The organism is Shouchella phoenicis, assembly GCF_047238345.1.
Classification (GTDB): domain Bacteria; phylum Bacillota; class Bacilli; order Bacillales; family Bacillaceae_D; genus Shouchella.
Genome location: NZ_JBDFMQ010000001.1, coordinates 2,345,599 through 2,370,814, shown reverse-complemented (window position 1 = coordinate 2,370,814; position 25,216 = coordinate 2,345,599). Strand labels below are relative to the sequence as shown.

Annotated in this window: 27 protein-coding genes; 26 read left to right on the top strand and 1 reads right to left on the bottom strand. The window is 40.0% G+C overall.

Going from position 1 to position 25,216, the window contains the following annotated elements; translation table 11 throughout:
• Nucleotides 1-26: 26 nt before the first annotated feature.
• From spoIIIAC to ABC361_RS12600, 21 genes are all read left to right on the top strand, one after another.
• Nucleotides 27-233 carry a stage III sporulation protein AC gene (gene spoIIIAC / locus ABC361_RS12700; RefSeq protein WP_038481281.1) on the top strand — a complete coding sequence of 69 codons (207 nt, stop codon included), beginning with the start codon at nt 27-29 and terminating at the stop codon, nt 231-233.
• Between the two features lie 21 nt (nt 234-254).
• The gene (spoIIIAD, locus tag ABC361_RS12695) at nt 255-644 is read left to right on the top strand and encodes a stage III sporulation protein AD (RefSeq protein ID WP_099301255.1); all 390 of its coding nucleotides are present in this window, start codon (nt 255-257) and stop codon (nt 642-644) included.
• A 15-nt stretch (nt 645-659) separates the two neighbouring features.
• Nucleotides 660-1,847: a stage III sporulation protein AE gene (spoIIIAE, locus tag ABC361_RS12690; protein ID WP_413074307.1), complete on the top strand. Its 1,188-nt coding sequence runs from the start codon at nt 660-662 to the stop codon at nt 1,845-1,847.
• 12 nt (nt 1,848-1,859) lie between these two features.
• On the top strand, nt 1,860-2,480 hold the full coding sequence (gene spoIIIAF, locus ABC361_RS12685; RefSeq protein WP_413074306.1) for a stage III sporulation protein AF: 621 nt from the start codon (nt 1,860-1,862) through the stop codon (nt 2,478-2,480).
• Nucleotides 2,473-3,117: a stage III sporulation protein AG gene (gene spoIIIAG, locus ABC361_RS12680; protein ID WP_413074305.1), complete on the top strand. Its 645-nt coding sequence runs from the start codon at nt 2,473-2,475 to the stop codon at nt 3,115-3,117. The genes spoIIIAF and spoIIIAG overlap by 8 nt, the downstream gene beginning before the upstream one ends.
• Before the next feature lie 4 nt (nt 3,118-3,121).
• Nucleotides 3,122-3,673: a SpoIIIAH-like family protein gene (locus ABC361_RS12675; RefSeq protein WP_413074304.1), complete on the top strand. Its 552-nt coding sequence runs from the start codon at nt 3,122-3,124 to the stop codon at nt 3,671-3,673.
• A gap of 108 nt (nt 3,674-3,781) precedes the next feature.
• Nucleotides 3,782-4,129, top strand: a complete 348-nt coding sequence (locus ABC361_RS12670; protein WP_099301251.1) for a hypothetical protein — start codon at nt 3,782-3,784, stop codon at nt 4,127-4,129.
• A 128-nt stretch (nt 4,130-4,257) separates the two neighbouring features.
• A complete protein-coding gene (accB, locus tag ABC361_RS12665; RefSeq protein WP_413074303.1) occupies nt 4,258-4,749 on the top strand; it encodes an acetyl-CoA carboxylase biotin carboxyl carrier protein in 492 nt (163 codons plus the stop codon).
• A gap of 19 nt (nt 4,750-4,768) precedes the next feature.
• Complete coding sequence (gene accC, locus ABC361_RS12660) at nt 4,769-6,130, top strand: acetyl-CoA carboxylase biotin carboxylase subunit (RefSeq protein ID WP_413074302.1); 1,362 nt, start codon at nt 4,769-4,771, stop codon at nt 6,128-6,130.
• Between the two features lie 13 nt (nt 6,131-6,143).
• On the top strand, nt 6,144-6,548 hold the full coding sequence (locus tag ABC361_RS12655; protein WP_413074301.1) for an Asp23/Gls24 family envelope stress response protein: 405 nt from the start codon (nt 6,144-6,146) through the stop codon (nt 6,546-6,548).
• A 117-nt stretch (nt 6,549-6,665) separates the two neighbouring features.
• Nucleotides 6,666-7,076, top strand: coding sequence for a transcription antitermination factor NusB (nusB, locus tag ABC361_RS12650; protein WP_413074300.1), 411 nt, complete (start codon nt 6,666-6,668; stop codon nt 7,074-7,076).
• Between the two features lie 33 nt (nt 7,077-7,109).
• On the top strand, nt 7,110-8,471 hold the full coding sequence (xseA, locus tag ABC361_RS12645) for an exodeoxyribonuclease VII large subunit (RefSeq protein ID WP_413074299.1): 1,362 nt from the start codon (nt 7,110-7,112) through the stop codon (nt 8,469-8,471).
• Between the two features lie 19 nt (nt 8,472-8,490).
• The gene (gene xseB / locus ABC361_RS12640) at nt 8,491-8,694 is read left to right on the top strand and encodes an exodeoxyribonuclease VII small subunit (protein ID WP_413075770.1); all 204 of its coding nucleotides are present in this window, start codon (nt 8,491-8,493) and stop codon (nt 8,692-8,694) included.
• On the top strand, nt 8,691-9,575 hold the full coding sequence (locus ABC361_RS12635) for a polyprenyl synthetase family protein (RefSeq protein WP_413074298.1): 885 nt from the start codon (nt 8,691-8,693) through the stop codon (nt 9,573-9,575). Before xseB ends, ABC361_RS12635 begins: the two co-directional genes overlap by 4 nt.
• 164 nt (nt 9,576-9,739) lie before the next feature.
• Nucleotides 9,740-11,626 carry a 1-deoxy-D-xylulose-5-phosphate synthase gene (gene dxs / locus ABC361_RS12630; RefSeq protein ID WP_413074297.1) on the top strand — a complete coding sequence of 629 codons (1,887 nt, stop codon included), beginning with the start codon at nt 9,740-9,742 and terminating at the stop codon, nt 11,624-11,626.
• Between the two features lie 6 nt (nt 11,627-11,632).
• Nucleotides 11,633-12,448, top strand: a complete 816-nt coding sequence (locus ABC361_RS12625) for a TlyA family RNA methyltransferase (RefSeq protein WP_413074296.1) — start codon at nt 11,633-11,635, stop codon at nt 12,446-12,448.
• Nucleotides 12,449-12,636: 188 nt separating this feature from the next.
• On the top strand, nt 12,637-13,086 hold the full coding sequence (gene ahrC, locus ABC361_RS12620; protein WP_413074295.1) for a transcriptional regulator AhrC/ArgR: 450 nt from the start codon (nt 12,637-12,639) through the stop codon (nt 13,084-13,086).
• Between the two features lie 18 nt (nt 13,087-13,104).
• Nucleotides 13,105-14,784 carry a DNA repair protein RecN gene (gene recN / locus ABC361_RS12615; protein WP_413074294.1) on the top strand — a complete coding sequence of 560 codons (1,680 nt, stop codon included), beginning with the start codon at nt 13,105-13,107 and terminating at the stop codon, nt 14,782-14,784.
• Nucleotides 14,785-14,901: 117 nt separating this feature from the next.
• Nucleotides 14,902-16,197: a SpoIVB peptidase gene (gene spoIVB, locus ABC361_RS12610; protein ID WP_413074293.1), complete on the top strand. Its 1,296-nt coding sequence runs from the start codon at nt 14,902-14,904 to the stop codon at nt 16,195-16,197.
• Nucleotides 16,198-16,431: 234 nt separating this feature from the next.
• A complete protein-coding gene (gene spo0A, locus ABC361_RS12605) occupies nt 16,432-17,223 on the top strand; it encodes a sporulation transcription factor Spo0A (RefSeq protein WP_413074292.1) in 792 nt (263 codons plus the stop codon).
• A 145-nt stretch (nt 17,224-17,368) separates the two neighbouring features.
• A complete protein-coding gene (locus tag ABC361_RS12600; protein WP_413074291.1) occupies nt 17,369-18,121 on the top strand; it encodes a hypothetical protein in 753 nt (250 codons plus the stop codon).
• Between the two features lie 21 nt (nt 18,122-18,142).
• Here ABC361_RS12600 and ABC361_RS12595 read toward each other — a convergent pair whose 3' ends face one another.
• Nucleotides 18,143-18,394, bottom strand: coding sequence for a DUF2627 domain-containing protein (locus ABC361_RS12595; protein WP_413074290.1), 252 nt, complete (start codon nt 18,392-18,394; stop codon nt 18,143-18,145).
• 154 nt (nt 18,395-18,548) lie between these two features.
• Between ABC361_RS12595 and ABC361_RS12590 the strand changes: the two genes are divergently transcribed.
• From ABC361_RS12590 to ABC361_RS12570, 5 genes are all read left to right on the top strand, one after another.
• Nucleotides 18,549-20,522 carry a sigma 54-interacting transcriptional regulator gene (locus tag ABC361_RS12590; RefSeq protein WP_413074289.1) on the top strand — a complete coding sequence of 658 codons (1,974 nt, stop codon included), beginning with the start codon at nt 18,549-18,551 and terminating at the stop codon, nt 20,520-20,522.
• A gap of 157 nt (nt 20,523-20,679) precedes the next feature.
• Nucleotides 20,680-21,777: a Glu/Leu/Phe/Val family dehydrogenase gene (locus ABC361_RS12585; protein ID WP_413074288.1), complete on the top strand. Its 1,098-nt coding sequence runs from the start codon at nt 20,680-20,682 to the stop codon at nt 21,775-21,777.
• A gap of 15 nt (nt 21,778-21,792) precedes the next feature.
• Nucleotides 21,793-23,214 carry a dihydrolipoyl dehydrogenase gene (lpdA, locus tag ABC361_RS12580; RefSeq protein ID WP_413074287.1) on the top strand — a complete coding sequence of 474 codons (1,422 nt, stop codon included), beginning with the start codon at nt 21,793-21,795 and terminating at the stop codon, nt 23,212-23,214.
• A gap of 14 nt (nt 23,215-23,228) precedes the next feature.
• Nucleotides 23,229-24,230, top strand: coding sequence for a thiamine pyrophosphate-dependent dehydrogenase E1 component subunit alpha (locus ABC361_RS12575; protein WP_413074286.1), 1,002 nt, complete (start codon nt 23,229-23,231; stop codon nt 24,228-24,230).
• Complete coding sequence (locus tag ABC361_RS12570) at nt 24,230-25,213, top strand: alpha-ketoacid dehydrogenase subunit beta (RefSeq protein ID WP_413074285.1); 984 nt, start codon at nt 24,230-24,232, stop codon at nt 25,211-25,213. Before ABC361_RS12575 ends, ABC361_RS12570 begins: the two co-directional genes overlap by 1 nt.
• The last annotated feature ends 3 nt before the right edge of the window (nt 25,214-25,216 follow it).

Below are 25,216 nucleotides of genomic sequence, written 5' to 3'. Positions count from 1 at the left end.
ATATGGAATAAAGGAGGAACAATGACGTGGCCTACGATGTAAATACAATCTTTCAAATAGCTGGAATTGGCATTATTGTCGCCATGCTCCATACAGTGCTTAAACAAATGGGAAAAGAAGACTGGGCTCACTGGGTGACGTTAATTGGATTTGTTGTTGTTCTTTATATGGTTGCAACAATTGTTGATGATTTATTTCAAAAAATTAGAAGTGTGTTTTTATTTCAAGCTTAAAAAGAGCGGAGGGGATCAGCGATTGAAATCGTACAGATTGTCGGTTTAGGTCTTATCGCCACGTTCTTAGCTTTAATTGTTAAAGAACAGAAGCCTGTTTTTGCGTTTTTGTTAACGATGTTTGTAGGTGCCCTCATCTTCTTATTTTTACTAGATGAAATTGCTAGTGTGATTCAACTTATTCAAGACTTGGCGGCACAAGCAAATATTCATACGGTTTACTTGCAAACGATTTTAAAAATCATTGGCATTGCCTATATTGCAGAATTTGGTGCGCAAATTTCACGGGATGCTGGCCATGCAGCGATAGCGAGTAAAATTGAATTGGCTGGAAAAATTTTTATACTCGTTCTCGCAATTCCAATCATTAAAGCAGTGATTGAAATGATTCTCGCCCTGCTCCCGTCGTAAGGAGGACAAGCATAATTGAAAATCAAAGTCGCTTTTATCGTTGTCATTCTTATGCTTTTTTTTCCTGTTTTTCAGCAGACGGTATCTGCTGAAGAAGAAGATCCGACCGAGGCGATCAATGAACTAGTTGAGGAACAAATCGACTTATTGAAAATGGATGAAGTGCAAGCATACTGGAATCAAATTGTTGATGAGTATGGTGGGTTTTTGCCTGAAAGTCAAAAAGGTTCATTCACTGACTTCTTAACTGGTGAAAAAACGTTTGATTTAAAAGAATGGTTTATAGGGTTCTTGAAATATTTGTTGCACGAGCTGGTCTTGAACGGGAAATTACTCGGAATGATTTTGTTGTTAACAATTTTTTCTTATATTTTGCAGTCATTTCAAAATGCCTTTGAACAACATACAGTCAGCAAAACTGCTTATGCAGTCACCCTACTCGTGTTATGCATGATTGCCATGAATGGGTTTCATAGTGCCATGACCTATGCCATAGAGGCGATTGATACAATGGTCCATTTCTCCATTGCCCTTTTGCCGATGTTAATTGCGTTAATGGCCTCATTAGGCGGTCTATCTAGTTCGGCTTTGTTTCATCCTGTCATCATCTTTCTTGTGCATACGAGCGGCATTTTAGTTAAAACATTTGTCTTGCCGATGTTGTTTATATCAGCTGTGCTTGGGATTGTCAGTACCTTTTCAGATGATTATAAAGTGACAAAATTAGCGACCTTATTTCGAACCGTTGCTTTAGGTTTACTTGGTGTCTTTATGACCGTTTTTCTTGGAGCGGTTTCTGTACAAGGGACGACAGCAGCAGCAGCAGACGGATTGACGCTCAGAGCAGCTAAATTTATAGCAGGTAACTTTATTCCCGTCGTCGGAAGGATGTTCACAGATGCGACAGACACGGTTATGAGTGCTTCATTATTACTGAAAAATACGATTGGCATGGGTGGCTTAGTCATGTTGCTTGCAATTTGTGCATTCCCAGCAATTAAAGTCTTGTCGATCGCCCTGATTTTTCAACTGTCGGCAGCGGTTTTACAGCCATTAGGAAATGGCGCCATTATTGAATGTTTATCCATTATTGGGAAAGCGGTCATGTATATCTTTGCAGCGATGGCGTTAATTGGTTTTATGTTTTTTCTAGCGATTACCATTATGGTTGCAGCAAGTAACATCGCATTTATGATGCGGTAAGGGAGTGATTACATGGACTTTATTAATGAATGGATTACTTCGATTGTGATTCTCATTATTTTAGCGGTTGTACTAGAAATGGCTTTACCGAACACCAACTTGAAAAACTACGTAAAAATAACGGTTAGCCTGTTGTTGCTCCTTTTCTTACTGCAACCTGTCTTAAAAATTTTTTATGAGGACCCTGATGAATGGCTAAATAGCGTTATTCAACAAGACTTAAGAGAGGAAATGGATATGGAGGAAGAAATAAATTCTCAAAAAAAAGATATAGAAAAGTTCTTTGATGCATATACATCTGAACAAGTGGCTGTCCAATTAAAAGACCAAGCAAGTAAAGGCTTGAAAGATGAACTAGATGTCATGGTCACGGACCTCTCTCTTGTGCAAGATAACGATGGGGAATTAACGCATATCGAAGTGGCCATTGCCCCTTATCAAGAAGGCGGGGGTACAAGCACAGCACAATCAGGAGATGTTGAACCAGTTTCCATTGTTATTGGGGAGACTGAACCTGAGGAAGATGCGCCGTCTTACGAAGATGAGGACGTAATCTCGATGTTAGCAACCATTTGGGAGGTGCCGAGTTCAGTCATTACGCTTAGAGAGGAAGGGGGATGGGTGAATGAATAACGAAGCGAAAGATACAGATTGGTTCAAGAAATGGTTGCCGAAACAGCCCGATAAAAAAAAACGCAAAATTTCGCCCAGGTATATTTTACTCTTAGGCGGCATAGGCGTCCTCTTCATGCTACTTGGTCAACTGTATCAACCAGATTCAGGTGACATCCCTACTGTTGCGCCTGAAGAGGAGGAAGAAGCAGCACCGACATTTGCAAGGGAATCAGAAAAAAACTCAATGGAAGATTATGAGATGCGTTATGAAAACGAGTTAAGGGATTTATTAGCTGAAATTGTTGGCGTTAACGCTGTTTCAGTCAATGTGAATCTTGCTGATTCAGAAAGAAATGTGTACGAGACTAACGTTCGATCAGGAAAACAAACGACTTCAGAAACGGATCGAGAAGGCGGCACTCGTCAAGTAGAAGATGTACAGGAAGAAGAATCCGTTGTGATTGTCCGAAACGGAGATAAAGAAGAAGCGCTCATTAGTTCTACGGAAAAACCGAGGGTCGCAGGCGTACTTGTAGTAGCTGAAGGCGTTGAAAATGTTCAAGTGAAGGCGTTTGTTATTGAAGCCGTCACACGCTTATTAGACGTTGCGCCACACCGCGTCTCCGTATTACCAAGAAAAATCGAGGAGGAATAAAGAAATGGTCTTAAAAAAACAAACAGTCTGGTTGCTAACAATGTTAAGTTTAATGCTTGTACTAGGTGCTTATTACGTCATAAATGATTCAGATGACCAGGCAAGCTCTGGCTCGATGATGGATGAAGCCCGTCAAATCGTTGATGAACTTGGTGAAGAAGAAGGGGAGGACGCGAATGATGATCTTCTTAGCCAAGTGTCTGGTAGCGATACAATGACAGAGGCTCGTTTAAAGCGTGATGAAGTGCGTTTAAAAGAAGCAGAGCAATTTTCTCGTGAAGCATCGAGTGAAGAAAGTTCAGCAGATGAAGTAGTGGAAGCAAATGATCGTGCTCTTGACGTGTTAGCATTTACGGATGTGGAAGAACAGCTTGAAGAATTAATCAAAGAAATTGGCTATTCAGACGCGCTCGTCATGACAGCGGATGATAAAGTGGAAATTATGGTGCAAGCCGATGCCCTTTCCAAAACAGAAGCTCTTACCATTATGTCTTTAGCTCGTGAAGAACTAAGTTTAACTGAACAAGACCAAGTATTAGTCAAACATGGAGAATAAAGGAAAGAGAGCTTGAAGCAATTCAAGCTCTCTTTTAGATTGAGCATGCAATCACTCTTCACACATGGTATAATACAGCAATGTAGAATGAAACAAGGAGAGATTGTAATGGATTGGTCCGATTTAACTGAAGGGGCAAAGGCTGTCCTTGAGCAAACAAGAAACATTAAAAACGATCACATACAAATTGTAGAATTTGAAGTAGGGTTCGCAGAAGAAGTGGAAGATGAAGATGGAGACTCTTATAAAGTTTCCATTCAAGAAGAAGACTACGCAAATTTAAAACAGTATACGCAAGAAAATGAATATGGCGATAAGTTTCATATGGCAAGAAATAAAAACATCGTCAAGATTATTGTGCTAGAAAATGGAAAAATTCCGGACAACCTCTCCGAATTTCCAGTATTTCGCCAATATAAAAGTGAAGCAAACAATCCAACAGAACCAGCTGAGTAAAGAGGGGAAACCCTCTTTCCTCTTTGTTTACAAAGGGAAAGATACATAAAGGAAATTGCGTTACGAATAGAGAAGTAGTAAATTGAGTTTGTTCTAGATATGAACGAGAGATAAGGAGTTGTTTTGTTATGTTAAAAGTTGAAGAAATTAAAAGTCTAATAGATGCACTGCATGAATCCTCCATTAATGAGTTAGAATTAGAACAAGACAATGTGAAACTTTCATTAAAAAAACAAGTGGCTGTTCAAGTTGCCGAACAATCTCTTCAAGTTGCGGCTCAGCCTGCTGCTAAAAGTGTACCGACTCATGATACCCGGGTGGTTGAAGAGACAAATGTTGAGACAGAAACCGTAATGGAAGCAAAAGAAGAGAACAAAAATCTAATCACAGTGACATCGCCTATGGTAGGAACGTTTTATTCGGCGCCTTCACCAGATGCTGATCCTTACGTAAAAGAAGGAGATGCGGTTGATGAAGATACTGTCGTTTGTATTGTAGAAGCGATGAAGCTCATGAACCCAATCGTATCTGAAACAAAAGGGAAAATCGTTGAAATCGTTGCCGAAAACGGTGAACTTGTAGAGTATGGTCAGCCATTAATGGTTGTGGAACGTCAATAACTAGGGGCGAGGACACGTTATGATAAAAAGAGTCTTAATTGCAAATCGAGGAGAAATTGCGGTACGTATTATCCGCGCATGTAAGGAGCTAGGGATCGAAACCGTTGCAGTCTTTTCTGAAGCAGATGCAGATGCATTACACGTGCAATTAGCAGATGAAGCATTTTGTATCGGACCGACAGCCTCAGCAAAAAGCTATTTAAACTTTACAAATTTAATGAGTGTCGCAACGCTTACAGAAACGGATGCGATTCACCCAGGTTATGGGTTCCTTTCGGAGAATGCCAATTTCGCGGAAATCTGCGGAGATTGTAACATTACGTTTATTGGACCAAGTCCTTCGGCAATTAGTAAAATGGGTACAAAAGATGTAGCGAGAGAAACGATGAAGGCTGCTGGTGTACCGGTTGTTCCTGGTTCAGAAGGAATTGTTGAATCGTTTGAAGACGCTAAAGAAGTTGCCAACACCATTGGATACCCAGTGATTATTAAAGCAACGGCTGGCGGTGGCGGAAAAGGGATTCGTGTGGCTCGTGATGAAAAAGAATTGAAATCTGGACTTGAAGTGACACAACAAGAAGCAGCTACCGCTTTTGGAAATCCTGGCGTTTATTTAGAAAAATATATTGAAGATTTCCGTCACGTTGAAATTCAGGTTCTAGCAGATAATTTTGGGAATACGATTCATTTAGGTGAGCGCGATTGTTCCATTCAACGTCGATTGCAAAAACTTGTTGAAGAAACTCCGTCTCCTGCACTAACCCCAGAGAAACGTGCGGAAATGGGTGAAGCCGCTGTAGCAGCAGCAAAAGCAGTAGAATATTCAGGTGCTGGTACGGTAGAATTTATCTATGACCACCATACGGGGCACTATTACTTTATGGAAATGAATACCCGGATACAAGTTGAGCATCCGGTAACCGAAATGGTGACAGGAATTGACTTAGTAAAAGAACAAATTCGCATAGCCAACAATGAGACACTTTCCGTTAAGCAAGAGGATGTGACGTTTAAAGGGTGGTCCATTGAATGCCGAATTAATGCGGAAAACCCATTCAAGAATTTTATGCCATCTCCGGGTACAATCCAAGATTACTTAGCACCGGGTGGATTTGGCGTAAGAGTAGATTCAGCAGCCTATCCTGGCTATAAGATTAGTCCGTTCTATGACTCTATGATTGCCAAAGTGATTACCCATGGTGAGACAAGAGAAGAGGCTATTGCTAAAATGAAGCGAGCTCTTGAAGAATTTGAAGTGGATGGAGTGGACACGACGATTCCATTTCATTTACATTTGTTTAATCATGAGAAGTTTATTTCAGGGGATTTCAATACGAAATTCATTGAAGAATATGAAGTAATGCCAGCGAAACAATCGTAAAGGAGCGCTAAATATGGAAGATCATCAGTTACTAGAATTAGATGAAGAAAAAAGCGGGTTAGGAAAAGTCGAAATTTCGCCTGAAGTAATTGAGGTTATTGCAGGAATTGCTACTCAAGAGATTGAAGGTGTAGCGGCATTACGTGGCAATTTTGCTGCTGACGTTGCAGAGCGCTTAGGCCGTAAGAATCATGGTAAAGGTGTAAAAGTAGATTTAAGTGAAGAAGGCATTAATGTTGATGTTTCCATTGTTATTGCTTATGGGGCGTCTGTACCTGAAGTCGCAAAGTTAATTCAATTAAACATCCAGCAAGCCCTTGAAACGATGACCGCGATTCAGCTTACAGAAATTAATGTTCATGTCGTAGGTGTGTATTTTGATACACCAAATGCACCGATTGAAGAAGAAGTTGAATAACGATTCACCGATGATATGGAGAAGAGAATCGACCATGGTCGATTCTCTTTCTCTGTGTTTTTACGTATAGCAGGTTTTACGTTATAATGAAAAGCATAAATGAAAAAGGAGTTAACTATGAACAGACGTGTGGCAAGACTTCGAGCCGTACAAGCTCTCTATCAGCTTAGCCTTGTTTCAACTTTGGAAACAAGCCAAGCAATTGAGAACACGCTCAACCATGAAGAACAAGCAAGTGACTTTTTCCTCCAATTGTTGGAAGGGACGTTACAGTATCAAGAACATTTAGATGAATTGCTTAGTCAAAATTTAAAAGGCTATACAATTGACCGTCTAGGTCATGTTGACCGTTCCATTGCACGAATGGCCTTATACGAAATGTTATATATAGATGATATTGAAAAAAATATTACGTTGAACGAAGCGATTGAATTAGCGAAAGCCTACGGTGGTCAAGAAGCGGGTCGTTTTATGAACGGCGTTCTTTCTGGTGCGCATGAAACAGCATTAAAAAAAGATCATCAATAGGTTTCAAGAAAACTTGAGGGAAGGAGGGCTACGATGGAAGCATGGTCCGTAAGTGAAGCAACGAGATACATCAAGCGACTAATTGAAAGTGACACACAGTTAATTGAAGTATGGATTAGAGGAGAACTCTCTAACTTCAAACGTCATTCTAGAGGGCATATGTATTTTACAGTTAAAGACGAGAACGCACGTATGCAGTCTGTCATGTTTGCCGGATACAATCAGCATTTACGCTTCTTGCCAGAAAACGGGATGAAAGTGCTTTTACGTGGAGAAATCAATGTGTATGAACCTTATGGACAATATCAATTTTACGTAAAAGAAATGCAGCCAGATGGCATTGGAAGTTTACATGTGGCGTTTGAACGGCTAAAACAGCAGTTAGAAGACGAAGGGTTGTTTGCCCAAGAGCGAAAAAAACCTATTCCCGTCTATCCGAATCATATTGCGGTGATTACCTCTCAGACAGGGGCGGTTATACGAGATATTTTAACAACGGTAAAAAGACGGATGCCGAATGTGCGTGTGACCCTTTTACCTGTTGCGGTTCAAGGTGATTTCGCTCCTGCTTCGATTGAACGAGCGATACTTCAAGCGAATGAAGCAGCTATTTTCGATGTCATTATTGTTGGTCGAGGAGGCGGCTCGATTGAAGAACTCTGGGCGTTTAATGAAGAGCGTGTTGTTAGAGCGATTAGTGCTTCAACCCTCCCAGTTATTTCGGCGGTAGGGCATGAAACGGATTATACCATTAGTGATTTTGTCGCAGATTTAAGAGCCCCTACGCCAACAGCTGCAGCTGAAATGGCTGTTCCTGATATTCGTGAGAAATTAAATCAAGTTCATACTTATCAGCAACGAATTGTAAGAGCGATGGAACAATTGGCTGAAAAAAAACGCGCGCAGCTTCAATATCTTAAGCGTTCATACGCGTTTCGCTCGCCAAAACAAATGGTAGAACAAAAAGAGCAACAGCTTGATCAGGCTGTAGAGCGTTTGAAACGAGAGATGCAGCGAAGCGTCAAAGAAAAGCAAATGATGTATGACACAACACATCAACGCCTTTTACGAAATCAACCAGCTACACTGGTAAATGCTCAGAAAAAAGATCTTGAGCGACTGGACCAAAGGCTCATACACGCTCTTGAATTACAACGAAACGAAAAGCAGAAACAACTGCATTCCCTTCTTGCTCAGCTCGAACTTCTTAGTCCATTAAAGATCATGAATCGTGGGTATTCGCTTGTGTATAAAGAAGACAAGCTTCTAAAATCTGTTGATGAGCTAGAGGAAAATCTTGAAGTTCGCCTTCTTTTTAAAGATGGTCGGGCCACAGGAGTTATTAAAGATATTAATCACGAAGGAGTTGACCAAGGTGGAGAAACAACAGAATGATATTCCTTTTGAAGAAGCAATGAAACAGCTTGAAGACATTGTAGAAGGTCTGGAGCAAGGTGACGTTGCACTTGAAAAAGCGATTGACTTATATAAAAAAGGAATAAGTCTATCCAAAACTTGCCATGATAAACTGGTCTCAATTGAAAAGCAGCTGGATCAAATTATGACAGAAGACGGCGAAATGTTAGAGCTCAATATGCAGAAGGAGGAAAGTGAGTGAACCATACATTTGAATCGTTTTTAAATGAAACGAAACAATTAATTGAAAGGGAATTACCGGAGTACGTTCGCTCGCTTGATGCTGAATATCGTTTAAAAGAAGCGATGTTGTATTCTTTAGAAGCAGGTGGGAAACGGGTACGCCCTGTTTTGTTGATGGCTGTTTTAGATGCATATAAATGCCCGATTAAAGATGGAATTGAAGTAGCCTGTGCATTAGAAATGGTGCACACCTATTCCCTTATTCATGACGACTTACCTGCAATGGATGATGATGATTTACGTCGCGGAAAGCCGACAAATCATAAAGTGTTTGGGGAAGCAACAGCCATTTTAGCAGGTGACGCGCTCTTAACTCATAGCTTCTCCCTTCTCTCTGAGGTCTCACATTTGTCTGCGGAAACAAAAATTCAACTTGTTTCGTTATTTAGCAAAGCAGCAGGCGCAAGAGGAATGGTCGGTGGTCAATTAGCTGATATGATCGCTGAAGGAAAGTCTCTTGATGTTGATCAACTTGCATCGATCCATAATCGCAAAACAGGAGAGTTACTTGCTTTTGCAGTGAAAGCAGGGGCAATCATCGCAGGCGCATCAGAACATGAGACAAAAGTGTTGAGTGCATACGGAAAAGAAGTTGGCTTATTATTTCAAATAAAAGATGACATTCTCGATTTAGAAGGTAGTGTTGAAGACATAGGAAAGCCAGTCGGCAGTGACGTACATAATGACAAGAGTACTTACCCTGGTATACTAGGCCTAGATGGAGCGAAAACAATGTTGTCTAATCATTATGAGCAAGCACTACAATACCTTGATGAACTTGGATTAAGACATACATTGCTAGAAGATATGGCTACTTATATTGTTGATCGGGATCGTTAAAGAACCAGCACCGTTTGGCTGGTTTTTTTTGTGAGAATAGTGTATGGTTCACAATACAGGGTATTACTGTTCTAGATAGACTTGTTTTTGTTATAATAATGATACATACAATAACATTGACGAGATAGACGGATAAAAATGATTAGTAAATGGAGGTTTCGTTCATGAACCTTGAAGAAATAAAAGACCCAAGCTTTCTTAAACAATATTCAAATAAACAACTTGAAGAGTTAGCAGCAGATATTCGACAATTCTTAATCGAAAAGCTATCTGTAAATGGAGGCCATATTGGTCCAAACCTTGGTGTCGTTGAATTGACGTTAGCGTTGCATCAATTGTTTGACAGCCCGAAAGATAAATTTTTATGGGATGTTGGTCACCAAGCTTATGTTCACAAAATATTGACGGGCAGAGCAGATCGCTTTGATACAATGCGTCAGTATAAAGGGTTGTGTGGATTCCCTAAGCGAAATGAAAGCGAACATGATGTGTGGGAGACTGGTCATAGTTCGACTTCCTTGTCAGGTGCAATGGGGATGGCAACGGCTAGAGATTTAAAAGGAACCGATGAAAATGTTGTTGCCATTATTGGGGACGGCGCGTTAACTGGTGGAATGGCACTTGAAGCTTTGAACCATATTGGTCATGAGCAAAAGAACTTAATTGTCGTTTTAAATGACAATGAAATGTCCATTGCACCGAATGTAGGCGCCCTTCATCATATTTTAGGGAAGCTACGTACTGCAGGGAAATATCAACGAGCAAAAGACGATATGGAATGGTTGGTAAGAAAAATTCCGGCATTTGGCGGAAAGCTTGCCGATACAGCAGAGCGTGTAAAAGATAGTTTGAAATATATGGTCGTTTCTGGCATTTTCTTTGAAGAAATGGGCTTTACGTATCTTGGACCTGTTGATGGCCATGACTTAGAGGATTTAAAGCATAATTTAAATTACGCGAAAAAAGTGAGTGGACCAGTTCTTGTTCACGTTCTAACGAAAAAAGGAAAAGGTTATAAGCCGGCTGAAGAAGATGCAACAGGCGCTTGGCACGGTACTGGACCTTATAAAATTGAAAATGGGGAAATGGTGAAAAAAGCCGGACCTCCTAGCTATCCAAGTGTGTTTGCAAATACACTAAAGACAATTGCTCGTGAAGATGAGCGCGTAGTGGCGGTTACGCCAGCAATGCCAGGTGGCTCAAAACTTGATTTGTTTGCACAAGAGTTTCCAGATCGAATGATTGATGTAGGGATTGCAGAGCAGCACGCAGCGACAATGTCTGCTGGACTAGCTACACAAGGAATGAAACCTGTGTTTGCTGTTTATTCAACGTTTTTACAGCGTGGATACGATCAAGTCGTTCATGATATCTGTCGTCAAAACTTAAATGTCTTAATCGCAATTGATCGTGCCGGACTAGTAGGTGCTGATGGTGAGACGCATCAAGGGGTATTTGATATATCGTTCCTAAGAGCGCTACCAAATATGGTCATCTTAAATCCAAGAAATGAAAATGAACTACAGCACATGCTATATACGGCTGTAAAATATGATGACGGTCCAATTGCTGTTCGTTACCCAAGAGGAAACGGAACAGGCGTGAAAATGGATCAGCAATTAAAACAGCTGCCAATTGGCAAATGGGAAGTACTAAATGAAGGAACCGATGCGGTCATTTTAACATTCGGTACGATGATTCCAGTAGCGGAAAAAGCAATTGAGACAATGACTGCCCAAGGTTATAATGTACGTCTCGTCAATGCGAACTCTGTTAAACCTCTTGATGAAGACATGCTACGTGCTATTGCAGAAGAAAAGCTGCCAATTTTAACGATAGAGGAATCTGTTCTTCAAGGTGGTTTTGGTAGTGCTGTAATGGAATTTTATAACGAAGAGGCGCTACAAGTAGATATTAAGCGACTAGGTATTCCAGATTGGTTCATTGAACATGGAAGCGTGAAAGAGCTGTATGAAGAAATTGGGTTAACGTCAGAACGAATTTCTGATTTGCTGCTTTCTGAACTTCCACAAAAAAAGAAAAGAGCATAGTGACGCATGGGAAAAAAAGAAAGGCTTGATGTCCTTCTTGTTGAAAGAGGTTTAGCTGACACGAGGGAAAAAGCGAAAAGAAGTATTATGGCAGGACTTGTATATAGCGAGCATGAGAGACTTGATAAGCCAGGTTTAAAAGTCGATTATGAACTGCCAATACGAATTAAAGGCGATACGTTGAAATATGTAAGTCGCGGTGGATTGAAGCTAGAAAAGGCCCTCGAAGTCTTTGAACTAGAAATTAAAGATAAAGTGGGACTTGATATCGGCGCATCTACAGGTGGCTTTACCGATTGTGCTCTTCAGAATGATGCCAAATCAATGTATGCGGTCGACGTCGGCTATAATCAACTTGCATGGAAAATTAGGCAAGATGATCGTGTAACAGTGATGGAACGGATGAATTTTCGATATGCGACACAGGCTGATTTTACGAATGAGCGCCCGCAATTTGCATCGATCGATGTATCATTTATATCGCTAAAGTTAATATTACCTCCGCTATATGATATTTTGTCTGACGAAGGGGATGTCATTGCGTTAATCAAACCTCAATTTGAAGCAGGAAGAGAACATGTTGGCAAAAAAGGCATTGTTCGTGATCCGCTTGTTCATAAAGACGTGATTGAAACGGTTTTATCGGCTGCACATACGATTGGATTTAGTTCAGTCGGTCTTGCGTTCTCTCCGATTACAGGTGGAGACGGGAACATTGAGTTTTTGCTTCATTTAAAGAAACGAGCAACCGTTGAAAAACTAGACGATGAAGAAGTGAAACGAATTGTCGACGCGTCACAAGCGCTGCGAAAAAAAGAATAACAAATTGGACCCTCTCTTTAACAAATACTTGAAATGAATGCTTATGCTGTTCATGTCTTGTAAATAAAGGAGGGTTCTTTTACAGTTACGATAAATGCAATGGTTCCAACCTTGCTCAATTAGGGTAAACTGTAGATAATAGAAGAAACGACGTCGGAAATGAATCTGTTAAAAGGTTAGGTGATGGCATGACTAAAGGACAACGCCATATAAAAATTAGAGAAATTATTACGAATAACGAAATAGAAACGCAAGATGATTTAGTCGATCAATTAAGAAGCGATGGCTATAATGTGACACAAGCTACGGTTTCAAGAGATATTAAAGAACTTCATTTAGTGAAAGTTCCGATGCAGGATGGCCGTTATAAATACAGCTTACCGGCTGATCAAAAGTTTAATCCTCAGCAAAAACTTAAACGAACGTTAACGGATAGCTTCATTAGTATTGATCAATCAGGTAATTTAGTTGTGATGAAAGCGATGCCTGGGAATGCGAATGCGATTGCCGTGTTAATTGATAATTTAGATTGGCCAGAACTAATGGGAACCATTTGTGGAGACGATACCATTTTAATTATTTGTCGAACTGAAAAAAATGGAGAAACCGTGACAGAGCGATTTTTAAATATGCTTTAGAAGGGTGGACTTGCTTGTATGTTAATGGAATTAACCGTTAAGAATTTTGCGATCATCTCTTCACTAACCATTCCATTTGAAAAAGGGTTAACGGTTTTAACTGGAGAAACAGGAGCCGGAAAGTCAATCATTATTGATGCAATCGGTTTATTGTTAGGTGGGCGAGGATCGGTAGAATTTGTTCGTCACGGAGAGAAGAAAGCGGAAATTGAAGGCTTATTTATTATAGAAGATGCCCGCCATATTGAAGCGAAATTAGAATCATTGGGCATTGATATGGAAGACGATATGCTCATTATGAGGCGAGAAATTACTCATACAGGAAAAAGCATTTGTCGTATAAATGGAAAATTGATGACGATCGGTACATTGCGAGAAATTGGACAGGCCCTTGTTGATATTCATGGTCAACATGAACACCAGGCACTTATGCGCGAAGACGAGCATCTTTCTTTATTGGATCAATTCGGTGGAGATACACTCAAAAAAGCGCTAAATGAATACCGTAAGTTGTTTACGAAACTAGAGACAACAAACAAACGGATAAAAGAATTGGATCAAAACGCACAAGAAATTGCCCAAAGGACCGATTTGTATACGTATCAACTAGGTGAAATCACTAAAATGAATTTACAGGTCGGAGAAGATGATCAGCTTCTAAAAGACCGGAACAAGCTTGCCAATAGCGAGAAGCTATTTGAGTCTCTGACGCGTAGTTATGAACATTTGTATGGGGAAGATAAAGGTCTCGATTATTTAAGTGGAATGCTTAGTCATCTTGAAAGTGCTGCTGGCATCGATGAAGAGCTGCAACCTCTTTTTGAGCAGGTATCGTCAAGTTATTATTTAATTGAAGAAGCTTCTTATTCAATTCGTGAAGCGTTGGATCAAGTTGATTTTAATCCCTCCTTGCTAGAAGACGTAGAGAATCGCTTAGCGGAGATTGAAAAGTTAAAGCGTAAATATGGGACATCGGTAAAAGACATTCTTACGTATGCAGAAACTATTGAGCGCGAATTAGAGGAAATGGAAAACAAAGATATCCATTTAGAGGATTTGCAAGATGCAAGAAACGCTATAATTGAAGACTTAACAATTGAATCCGAAACCATTACCGAAATTCGAAAACGGTTAGCACAACAGCTAGAGGCGGCTTTAATGACGGAATTAAGTCAACTTTACATGGAAAAAGCATCCTTTCATGTAGAGTTAAAGCAAACAGATTTATTTTATAAAAATGGACAAGATCAAGCTGCATTTTTAATTTCAACAAATCAAGGAGAACCTTTAAAATCATTAATAAAAGTGGCTTCCGGCGGAGAAATCTCACGGATTATGCTAGCTCTTAAAACGATTTTTTCAGCTTCGCAAAATCTTACTTCTGTAATCTTTGATGAAGTAGACACAGGAGTAAGTGGTCGCGTCGCGCAAGCCATTGCTGAAAAAATGTATCATATTTCTGTTGGTTCACAAGTATTATGTATTACGCATTTGCCGCAAGTTGCTGCAATGGCCGACCAACACTTATTTATTAGAAAAGAAAATAAAGCAGATCGTGTAAAAACAGAAGTGATTTCATTAGATGAAGAAGAAAAAACAAATGAACTTGCTCGGATGCTTTCTGGATTTGAAGTAACAGACATTACGAAAGAAAATGCAAAAGAATTATTAGCATTAGCCAGTCACAAAAAAACGTAATTGGAAAAAGCGACCTTGATTAGGTTGCTTTTTTCTTTTATTTACAGTTATATTTCCGTCTACTCAAGGCAACATTAATAGTACAGCCAGCATGGAGGTGTAGGTTGGGAGTGAGGAGTGAAAAGGTTGAAAAAAGAGGGTGTACGGTATGTGATTGGGGTCTTGTTTGTAGTTTGTCTACTTTTTTTAGGATTTAATCAGCAATTCAAACAATTTATTGAAATTCCTACATCAATGGTTTTATTTGAAGGAAGTGAAGAGGTTATAGAAGCAAGTGGCTTCGTGATCGATGATTCTTCACATGTGCAGATGGATCAAGTAGAGAGCCAAACCATTTTCCAAGGCATCAAAACGGGGAAAACAAACGTTACAGTCCAGCATGGAAACTGGCCAACAAAGAAGATTGATGTCTCCGTTTTACCGGAGATAAAAGTCGTTCCTGGTGGTCAATCCATTGGCGTAAAGCTTAATACTGAAGGTGTATTAGTAGTCGGCCATCATAAAATTGATACAAAAGCAGGTCAGAAATCTCCAGGCGAATTTGCGGGCATTGAAGTTGGTGATATGATCACAGATATTAATGGTGAAAAAATGCATACCATGAGTGAAGTATCGCGGCTTGTGCAGCTTGCTGGAGAAGAAAATGAAGACTTAAAAGTAAAAGTGTTGCGTGGTGAAAAAGAAATTACAACGGTTTTAACGCCGGAAAAAGCAAAAGGGGATCATTTATACCGTCTAGGTCTTTATATTCGTGATTCTGCAGCTGGCGTTGGGACGATGACGTTCTATGACCCAGAGAGTAAGCGCTATGGCGCATTAGGCCACGTCATCTCCGATATTGATACGAAGAAACCTGTATCGGTGTTGAATGGTCAATTATTGCGGTCATCTGTGACCTCAATTTCTAGAGGAATGAACGGGGAACCTGGTGAGAAACTTGCAAGTATATCGAAAGACCGTGAAATATTAGGCACCATTAATAAAAATAGCTCATTAGGCATATACGGCACACTGAACGACAAAATTGAATTAAAGAACAAAACGTTTGATCAACCGATGCCCATTTCAACATCTGCAGAGGTCAAAAAAGGTCCTGCTAAAATTCTTACTGTTGTAGATGGGGAAGAAGTGGAGCAGTTTGATATTGAAATTGTTTCAAATACGCCTCAAGATCGTCCTGCGACAAAAGGAATGGTGATAAAAGTAACGGATGAACGGTTACTCGATAAAACAGGTGGAATTGTTCAAGGTATGAGTGGAAGTCCAATTATTCAAGGGGACAAGATTGTCGGGGCTGTTACCCATGTGTTTGTTAACGATCCAACATCTGGATACGGATGTCACATTAGCTGGATGCTTGAAGAATCAGGAATCCATACAGGTTTAATTAAACATCAAGCTAAAGCGAGTTAATCTCAGCTTTGCTTGATTTTTTTTTACATAAAAGTCTTTCAAGAATCGCCACATCCTCCATTGCGATATGGTATATTAAAGAAAAGTGACTTAGAAAAGTTGTCGAAAACCATAAGATACACTAGAAAAAAGTAGGATTTGCTATAATTAAAATCTAAATGAATTATTTAAAAGGATTGTTTGCATCTTTGTCGAATCGGTTACATACAACAAAAGGAACTGGGGGAAAACATAATGAGTCAAATTAACGTTTGTATTGCTGATGATAACAGAGAATTAGTGCATTTATTGAGTGAATATGTAGGTGCGCAACCGGATATGGAAGTGGTCGGAACCGCTTTTAATGGACAAGAATGTCTAAGTTTGGTTGAAGAAAAAGAGCCGGATGTGCTGCTATTAGATATTATTATGCCGCATTTAGACGGATTAGCTGTATTAGAACGTTTAAGTCAAAAAAGTAATCGCCCGCAAATTGTGATGTTAACAGCTTTCGGTCAAGAAGATGTAACGAAGCGGGCAGTCGATTTTGGTGCCGCTTACTATGTCTTGAAACCGTTTGATATGGAAGCGCTCATGTCTAAAATCCGAGAAATCGCTGGCAATCAACAAGTTCGTATACCAAAAACGACGTCAATGTCTTTTGCATCGGTACCAAGAAAAGAAGGAAAACAAATTAATCTTGATGCAAGCATCACAAGTATTATTCATGAAATCGGTGTCCCTGCACATATTAAAGGCTATATGTACTTAAGAGAAGCGATTACAATGGTTTACAAGGACATTGAATTATTAGGCTCCATCACAAAAGTGCTGTATCCCGATATTGCGAAGAAATTCAACACGACGGCAAGTCGCGTAGAACGAGCAATTCGTCATGCAATTGAAGTGGCATGGAGCAGAGGGAATATTGATTCCATTTCAAATTTATTTGGTTATACGGTCAGTCATTCAAAAGCAAAGCCAACCAATTCAGAATTTATCGCAATGGTTGCTGATAAGCTGAGAATCGAGCATAAAGTAAGTTAATAAAAAAAGAGTAAACATGATTCATCATGTTTACTCTTTTTTTTGAATGGATTTTATTGATTATCTCATACTAAAGATGACCTTTTTCAATCTTTAGCGTTTATAAAAACGTTGATAAACAATAAAAGATGTAGGTGATGTAACGATGATTCCTGTTTTATTTTTATCCCTACCAATCATTGCGGTTGCTCTGATGTACGGCTTTGATGATATGCGGTGGCATGATCATAAAAAGCCTTACGCAGTCCCGTTTAGTTTAGGGGCGTTTATTCTATACGCGTATCTAGCATTAAGTTCTTTGTTAGTGGGACGACATTTTTTCTTTTCTTATATTGCGATGGGCTACATGATACTTTCTTGGGCGTTAGGTTTTTATCTTGATGTAAGTCAAAAAAAGTTTTATTTAAAAACGCTTAAACAAGCCATCTTAAAAAATGGCGTAATCATTAGTTATTTGATTGCACTAGGTTTTTTCTCTTATTTGTTAGCTTCAGGAGAGGGGAAGTCATTTTTCATTGTTAGTTTGCTTTTTCTTGTGTTTCCTATCTCGGCTTACTTTGCAAATAAAGTTCCGTATCGCTTAATGATGTATTTTATTCTTTTAGCCGTTATTGGTTGTTTTTTTATTGTCACCCCTACGTTTATTGATGTGCTTTATTTATTGACAATCATATACATTGCCATCGTCCTTGAAGTGGAAGATCAAGCAAGCTATGGATTTAATGGATCTTTTGTACTAGGCGCAATCATTGCTTTCTGGGCTGTAGCAGTTCCTGAAGAACCTGTGCAAATTATGTTTCTTATCTTTGGACTAGCCGGGTTAATCGTTTTTATTTTTTGGCCGTTTATGAAAATGGCGATCGAAAAGTGGCTCAAACAAACCAATTTGGCAAAATAAAACAGCTGTAGAGCTTTATCTCTATAGCTGTTGATCATTATTTTTTAAAAAAGTTTCAGAAACTTTACCTCGTTTTTTATCTCTATGGAAAATAAATCCTGCCATTAATCCTAATCCAATGAGAAAGAAAAGAAGACCAGCGATAAATTGAACCCATAAAGTGGGGTAAGGAAAAAGCTCAACGAGAAAGAATGCATCTCGCATTAATTTTATACCGTAACCAGCACCAACAATCGGGATAAGTACAATGAATAAAGCAATTATTCTGCCCATAGAACAGTCCTTTCTTGAACATCCTCCACATCTATTGTAGACTAAAAAAACCTTTCTGGACAAGTTTAATCTTGCATAAGCTTGTTAATTATACGATACTAAAAATAATGGCAGCAGCATTTATGACCAACTACTAAAAATTTAGAGGTGCGAGATGGAAAAGATCCTGTTTATTGATGACGGTCCTGATGCATTTGCCTTATTAAGATGTTTAATTCATATGCCTATGTTTTCAGTATCTGCCATTTGTTCTGAAAACCCCGAAACGCAATCGTTAGCTATGGAACATCGAATTGCTTTAATTGATACGATTCCTCCAATTCATCATTACGATACGGTTTTGCAGGCAAATGACTCACTTCAATCGAATCAGCTCATTATGACGTATGAGGATGCATGGGCTGTTATAAGTAATGAGCTTGATAAACAAACCTTTATGCATAAAGCGATTGATTCTATTGATGATGGAGTTATTATCGTGCGTTCAGACAATACTGTGCTGTATCTTAATGACTCTGCCGCTAAGATGGCAGATGTTCAACAACAAGAAAGTATGGGGATGCAAATTCAAACGTTATTACCAAATAGCGGATTACCGAGAGTAATTGAAACGGGGCAAGCCGAACACAATCAACTGCAAACCTTTATGAATGGTACTAAAATTGTTACCACTCGTATACCATTGCACGCAAATGGGATCATTACTGGCGCAATTGCTGTCTTTAAAGATGTCACAGAAGCTAGACAAATGGCTGAGCAAATTACAGATTTAAATCGAATGAGAGAAATGCTTGAAGCGATCATAAACTCTTCAAATGACGCCATTTCTGTTGTTGATGAATTTGGTGTGGGCTTGTTAATTAATCCTGCTTACAAAAAAATAACAGGATTAACCGAAGATCAAGTAATTGGGAAGCCTGCAACAACGGACATATCTGAAGGCGAAAGTATTCATATGCAAGTATTGCAAACCCAAAGACCTGTGCGAGGCGCTCGTTTGAAATTAGGTCCGAATAAACGAGATGTGATTGTCAATGTTGCGCCTGTGGTTGTGGATAAAAAACTTAAAGGTAGTATTGGTGTCATTCACGATGTATCAGAGTTAAATCTACTCATGGGTGAACTAAAGCAAGCGAAGAAAAAAATAGCGAGTTTAGAAGCGCGTTATTCTTTTCAAGATATACTCGGTCAATCGAACGGCATTCAGCACGCGATTGCACAAGCAAAGTTAGGGGCAAATACGGCTTTACCTATTCTACTTCTAGGTGAAACAGGTACTGGGAAAGAATTGTTTGCACATGCGATACACCATGAAAGTAAGCGAAGAGATAAACCATTTGTTCGTGTAAATTGCGCCGCCTTAACTGAAACTTTGCTTGAGAGTGAGTTATTTGGCTATGAGCAAGGTGCTTTCTCTGGCGCATTACGAACAGGAAAAAAAGGGTTGTTTGAAGAAGCTGGTGAGGGAAGCATTTTCCTTGATGAAGTCGGAGAGATGTCTCTTCAAACACAGGCAAAGCTTTTGCGTGTGTTGCAAGAAAATGAAGTGGTGCGAGTTGGAGGAACAAAGCCAGTAAAAATAAAAGCGCGGGTTATCGCTGCGACAAATGTCAATTTACAAGTTCTGTTATCTACAAAGCGATTTAGGGAAGATTTATATTACCGGTTAAATACATTGCCCATTTATATTCCACCACTACGAGAGCGCTCAGAGGACATTCCAACCATATCGTTAAGCTTAATAGAAAAAATTAATGAAGATTACGGTCGAAACATTAGAAGAATAAGCCATGAAGCTCTTATTCAATTGCAACACTATCCATGGCCTGGGAACATTCGAGAATTAGAAAATGTATTAGCGCGTGAAATGATTTACAAAAATTTGGGTGAAACTGAAATTGAAACAGTGGCGCTTACAGAACCGAATGAGCAGCAAGATGAGACTGAGCAGGCGCTACAGTCGAATATCGATGGCGAGACACTTGACCATTTTTTGGCTGAAAAAGAGCGCTCGTTTCTTATACAGACGTTAGAACGAGTTGATCATGTAAAAACGGAAGCGGCAAAGCGGCTTGGCATTTCTGTTCGCTCATTATATTATAAATTAGAAAAACATAAGATTGAATGATGTTGCATGCAATATTTTTCAGGGGGAATGCAAGATTTTGCATAGTAAAGGTGTTGAAAACCTTATTCCTTAAGATTAATAGTTGGCATTGTTTTTGCATGAAGAGAGAAAGAAACCATGTCTAAGACTAGCTAGAATTCTTATAGGGGGATTTAAAATGAAATTATTTACAAAGATGCAGGAGAAAGATTACGAACAACTTGTTATTTGCCAAGATCAAACGTCAGGATTAAAAGCGATTATTGCCATTCATGATACAACGCTTGGGCCAGCACTTGGAGGCACAAGAATGTGGAATTATAAAACCGAAGAAGAAGCTTTTGAAGATGTTTTGCGTCTTTCAAGAGGAATGACCTATAAAAACGCTGCGGCAGGATTAAATCTTGGCGGCGGAAAAGCTGTCATTATTGGTGATGCAAGAACAGATAAAAATCCTGAAATGTTCCGTGCGTTCGGGCGCTACATACAAGGCTTAAATGGTCGTTATATTACGGCGGAAGATGTTGGAACAACCGTTGAAGATATGGACACGATTCACGACGAAACCGATTATGTTACAGGAATTTCTCCAGCTTTTGGTGCTTCAGGAAATCCATCGCCTGTCACTGCTTATGGTGTGTATGTCGGAATGAAAGCCGCTGCTAAAGCAGGGCTAGGTACAGAAGACTTAGCTGGTAAAACAATTGCTGTTCAAGGTGTTGGGAATGTATCGTATAATTTATGTAAGTATTTACATGAAGAAGGCGCACAATTAATTGTGACAGACATTTATAAACCATCAGTAGAAAAAGCAGTTGCAGAGTTTGGTGCAAAAGCAGTTGACCCTGACGATATTTACGAGCAAGACTGCGACATTTTTGCCCCGTGTGCTTTAGGAGGCGTCATTAATGATGAAACGCTTTCAAAATTAACAGCAAAAGTCATCGCTGGAGCAGCAAACAACCAGCTAAAAGAAGAGCGTCACGGACACCTTCTTCAAGAAATGGGGATCGCGTACGCGCCGGATTACGTCATTAATGCTGGTGGCGTCATCAATGTTGCCGACGAATTAAATGGATACAATCGTGATCGTGCATTTAAAAAAGTAGAAGGCATTTACGACAATGTATCTCGCGTATTTGAAATTGCTAAAGCAAAACAAATCCCAACGTCTCAAGCAGCTGATAAAATGGCTGAGGAACGTATTGAACGTATGCGCTATGCAAGAGGTACGTTTTTACAAAATGAACACCACATTCTTTCACGTAAAAAATAATGGAGGCAAACAACCATGGCAGAGAATTATGATCTCGTGATCGTGGGAGGCGGAACAGGCGGATATGCAGCCGCCATCCGCGCCTCACAATCAGGATTGAAAACAGCGCTTGTTGAGGAACAATTGTTAGGGGGCACATGCCTTCATAAAGGGTGTATTCCTAGTAAAGCGTTGCTTAGAAGTGCAGAGGTTTTTCGTTTAGCAAAGGAATCTGCTTCATTTGGCGTGACGGTTGGAGATGCTCAACTAGACTTCACTAAGGTTCAAGAACGGAAGCAAAGTATTGTTGACCGTTTAGCGACGGGTGTAAAGGGATTAATGAAAAAAGGAAAAATTGATGTCTACGAAGGTAGAGGTACGCTGCTAGGACCGTCCATTTTCTCACCAACACCTGGTACCGTGTCAGTTGACTTAGGTGATGGAGAAAATGAAATGTTAATTGGCTCCAACGTTATTTTGGCAACAGGATCTTCTCCAAGGACATTGCCACAAACACCTTTTAACGGATCATCAATAATTAGTTCAGAAGAGGCGTTAAACTTTGAAGCATTGCCTTCATCGATCGTCATAGTTGGCGGAGGTGTAATTGGCGTTGAGTGGGCATCTATGCTCATTGATTTTGGTGTCGAAGTAACGATTGTGGAAGCTGGTGATCGAATTCTTCCAACTGCTGACAAAGATATTTCCAAGGAAATGATGAAACAGCTTCAAAACCGAGGTGTAACCATCTATACACGAGCAACACTCAATGAAGCGGATTTGAAGGTAGAGGACCATTCCGTGACCGTTTCAATTTCATATCAAGATGAAACCTTATCTATTCCTGTTGACAAAATGATGGTATCGATTGGCCGATCAGCAAATGTGAAAAGCATTGGCTTAGAGAACACAGACATTGTTTTAGAAAGCGGTTACATAAAAGTGAATGAATACGGTCAAACGAAAGAATCCCACATCTATGCGATCGGAGACTGTGTTGGGGGTCTTCAACTTGCCCATGTCGCTACTCATGAAGGACTCATTGCTGTTGCTCATATGACGCGGGAGCCAGTTGAACCGTTAAATCCAACAATGGTTCCTTCTTGTGTTTATAGCTTTCCCGAATCTGCTCAAGTTGGATTGACCGAACAAGATGCAAAAGAGCAAGGTTATCAAATTAAAGTGGGGACATTTCCATTTGCAGCAGTCGGTAAAGCGCTTGTTCAGGGAGAAGAAGAAGGTTTTGTTAAGGTAATTTCCGATGAAAAGACGAAAGATGTTCTTGGTGTTCACATTATTGGCTCGCATGCAACGGATTTAATAAGTGAAGCGGCACTAGCAAAATATTTAGATGCTGCGCATGTTGAATTAGGGGATATGATTCATCCTCATCCAACCATGTCAGAAGCAATTGGTGAAGCGGCACTATTAATTGATAAACGCGCAATTCATATGTAATAGGAGGGATTTATATGGCAAAACAAAAACACGAGCAGCTCGGTTTGACTGATGAAGAAGCCATTGATATTTATAAAACGATGTTACTTGCCCGTAGAATTGACGAACGGATGTGGTTATTAAATCGGGCAGGGAAGATTCCTTTTGTCATTTCATGTCAAGGGCAGGAAGCAGCGCAAGTAGGTGCGGCGTTTGCACTTGATCGAGATAAAGACTATGTACTGCCATACTATCGGGATATGGGCGTTGTGCTTACATTTGGAATGACCGCGAAAGATTTAATGCTATCTGGTTTTGCGAAAGAAGAAGACCCCAATTCTGGCGGACGTCAAATGCCAGGTCATTTTGGTCAAAAAGTAAATCGGATTGTGACAGGATCATCACCTGTTACCACTCAAGTCCCTCATGCTGTCGGGGTTGCTTTAGGTGGTCGTTTAGAAAAGAAAGATTTTGTCACGTTTACAACGTTTGGGGAAGGATCATCCAATCAAGGTGATTTTCACGAAGGGGCGAATTTCGCAGGGGTGCACAAGCTACCTGTTATCTTTATGTGCGAAAATAATAAATACGCCATTAGTGTACCGATTGAAAAGCAACTTGCCTGTGAAAAAGTATCAGACCGAGCAATCGGTTACGGAATGCCAGGTGTTACAGTCGATGGAAATGATCCACTAGCTGTTTATGAAGCTGTAAAAGAAGCCGCAGACCGAGCGAGAAAAGGAGAAGGGCCGTCTTTAATTGAAACGGTTTCGTATCGCCTTACACCTCATTCAAGTGATGACGATGATCGTGCGTATCGTTCACGAGAAGAAGTAGCAGAAGCAAAAGCGAAAGACCCTGTCCATACATATGCCACATATTTAATGGATGCCAATTTATTAAATGAAGAAAAGCTTAATGAAATGGAAGAAGAAGTGAAGCAGCTTGTAAATGAAGCGACGGAATATGCAGAAGAAGCGACGTATGCAGATCCAAGCACAACGTATTTACATGTTTATGGCGAGGAGGGGAATTAATGGCTGTTTTATCTTATATAGAAGCCGTAACGAAAGCACTGCATGAAGAGATGGAGCGGGACCAAAAAGTTTTTGTTTTAGGTGAAGATGTTGGGAAGCGCGGCGGTGTGTTTCGTGCAACGGCAGGTTTATATGAACAATTTGGAGAAGCGCGTGTCATTGATACGCCACTAGCAGAATCGGCTATTGCAGGCGTTGGTATTGGTGCGGCGATGTATGGAATGCGCCCTGTTGCTGAGATGCAATTTGCCGACTTTATTATGCCTGCAGTCAATCAAATTGTGTCGGAAGCGGCAAAAATTCGGTATCGCACAAACAATGATTGGACGTGTCCGATTACCATTCGAGCGCCTTACGGTGGTGGAATTCATGGTGCGCTCTATCACTCGCAAAGTGTTGAAGCGATGTTTGCAAATACTCCGGGATTAAAAATTGTCATGCCCTCCACGCCTTATGATGTAAAAGGTCTTTTAAAAGCGGCAATACGATCAGACGATCCGGTTCTCTTTTTCGAACATAAGCGTGCGTATCGATTAATTAAAGGCGAGGTTCCAGATGAGGAGTATACACTTCCAATTGGAAAAGCGGATGTGAAGCGTGAAGGAGACGATGTCACCGTTATTACGTATGGATTGGCTGTACATTTCGCGCTACAAGCAGCAGAGCGACTTGAAAAAGAAGGAATTCAAACCCATATTCTTGATCTGCGAACCGTGTACCCCCTTGATCAAGAAGCGATTATTGAGGCAGCTAAGAAAACAGGCAAAGTGTTATTAATTACGGAAGATAACAAAGAAGGAAGCATTATCAGTGAAGTTAGTGCAATTATTGCAGAACACTGTTTGTTTGATCTTGATGCGCCAATTAAACGCTTGGCTGGTCCAGATGTGCCAGCTATGCCGTATGCACCAACATTAGAAAAAGAGTTTATGATTAACCCTGATAAAGTCGAGCAAGCCATTCGCGACTTAGCAGAGTTTTAAGGA

What these genes read in the sequence shown, in the direction of transcription:
- spoIIIAF (WP_413074306.1), top strand. Translation starts at nt 1,860, where the DNA reads ATGGACTTTATTAATGAATGGATTACTTCGATTGTGATTCTCATTATT.
- spoIIIAG (WP_413074305.1), top strand. Translation starts at nt 2,473, where the DNA reads ATGAATAACGAAGCGAAAGATACAGATTGGTTCAAGAAATGGTTGCCG.
- ABC361_RS12675 (WP_413074304.1), top strand. Translation starts at nt 3,122, where the DNA reads ATGGTCTTAAAAAAACAAACAGTCTGGTTGCTAACAATGTTAAGTTTA.
- ABC361_RS12670 (WP_099301251.1), top strand. Translation starts at nt 3,782, where the DNA reads ATGGATTGGTCCGATTTAACTGAAGGGGCAAAGGCTGTCCTTGAGCAA.
- accB (WP_413074303.1), top strand. Translation starts at nt 4,258, where the DNA reads ATGTTAAAAGTTGAAGAAATTAAAAGTCTAATAGATGCACTGCATGAA.
- accC (WP_413074302.1), top strand. Translation starts at nt 4,769, where the DNA reads ATGATAAAAAGAGTCTTAATTGCAAATCGAGGAGAAATTGCGGTACGT.
- ABC361_RS12655 (WP_413074301.1), top strand. Translation starts at nt 6,144, where the DNA reads ATGGAAGATCATCAGTTACTAGAATTAGATGAAGAAAAAAGCGGGTTA.
- nusB (WP_413074300.1), top strand. Translation starts at nt 6,666, where the DNA reads ATGAACAGACGTGTGGCAAGACTTCGAGCCGTACAAGCTCTCTATCAG.
- xseA (WP_413074299.1), top strand. Translation starts at nt 7,110, where the DNA reads ATGGAAGCATGGTCCGTAAGTGAAGCAACGAGATACATCAAGCGACTA.
- xseB (WP_413075770.1), top strand. Translation starts at nt 8,491, where the DNA reads ATGAAACAGCTTGAAGACATTGTAGAAGGTCTGGAGCAAGGTGACGTT.
- dxs (WP_413074297.1), top strand. Translation starts at nt 9,740, where the DNA reads ATGAACCTTGAAGAAATAAAAGACCCAAGCTTTCTTAAACAATATTCA.
- ABC361_RS12625 (WP_413074296.1), top strand. Translation starts at nt 11,633, where the DNA reads ATGGGAAAAAAAGAAAGGCTTGATGTCCTTCTTGTTGAAAGAGGTTTA.
- ahrC (WP_413074295.1), top strand. Translation starts at nt 12,637, where the DNA reads ATGACTAAAGGACAACGCCATATAAAAATTAGAGAAATTATTACGAAT.
- recN (WP_413074294.1), top strand. Translation starts at nt 13,105, where the DNA reads ATGTTAATGGAATTAACCGTTAAGAATTTTGCGATCATCTCTTCACTA.
- spo0A (WP_413074292.1), top strand. Translation starts at nt 16,432, where the DNA reads ATGAGTCAAATTAACGTTTGTATTGCTGATGATAACAGAGAATTAGTG.
- ABC361_RS12600 (WP_413074291.1), top strand. Translation starts at nt 17,369, where the DNA reads ATGATTCCTGTTTTATTTTTATCCCTACCAATCATTGCGGTTGCTCTG.
- ABC361_RS12595 (WP_413074290.1), bottom strand. Translation starts at nt 18,394, where the DNA reads ATGGGCAGAATAATTGCTTTATTCATTGTACTTATCCCGATTGTTGGT.
- ABC361_RS12590 (WP_413074289.1), top strand. Translation starts at nt 18,549, where the DNA reads ATGGAAAAGATCCTGTTTATTGATGACGGTCCTGATGCATTTGCCTTA.
- ABC361_RS12585 (WP_413074288.1), top strand. Translation starts at nt 20,680, where the DNA reads ATGAAATTATTTACAAAGATGCAGGAGAAAGATTACGAACAACTTGTT.
- lpdA (WP_413074287.1), top strand. Translation starts at nt 21,793, where the DNA reads ATGGCAGAGAATTATGATCTCGTGATCGTGGGAGGCGGAACAGGCGGA.
- ABC361_RS12575 (WP_413074286.1), top strand. Translation starts at nt 23,229, where the DNA reads ATGGCAAAACAAAAACACGAGCAGCTCGGTTTGACTGATGAAGAAGCC.
- ABC361_RS12570 (WP_413074285.1), top strand. Translation starts at nt 24,230, where the DNA reads ATGGCTGTTTTATCTTATATAGAAGCCGTAACGAAAGCACTGCATGAA.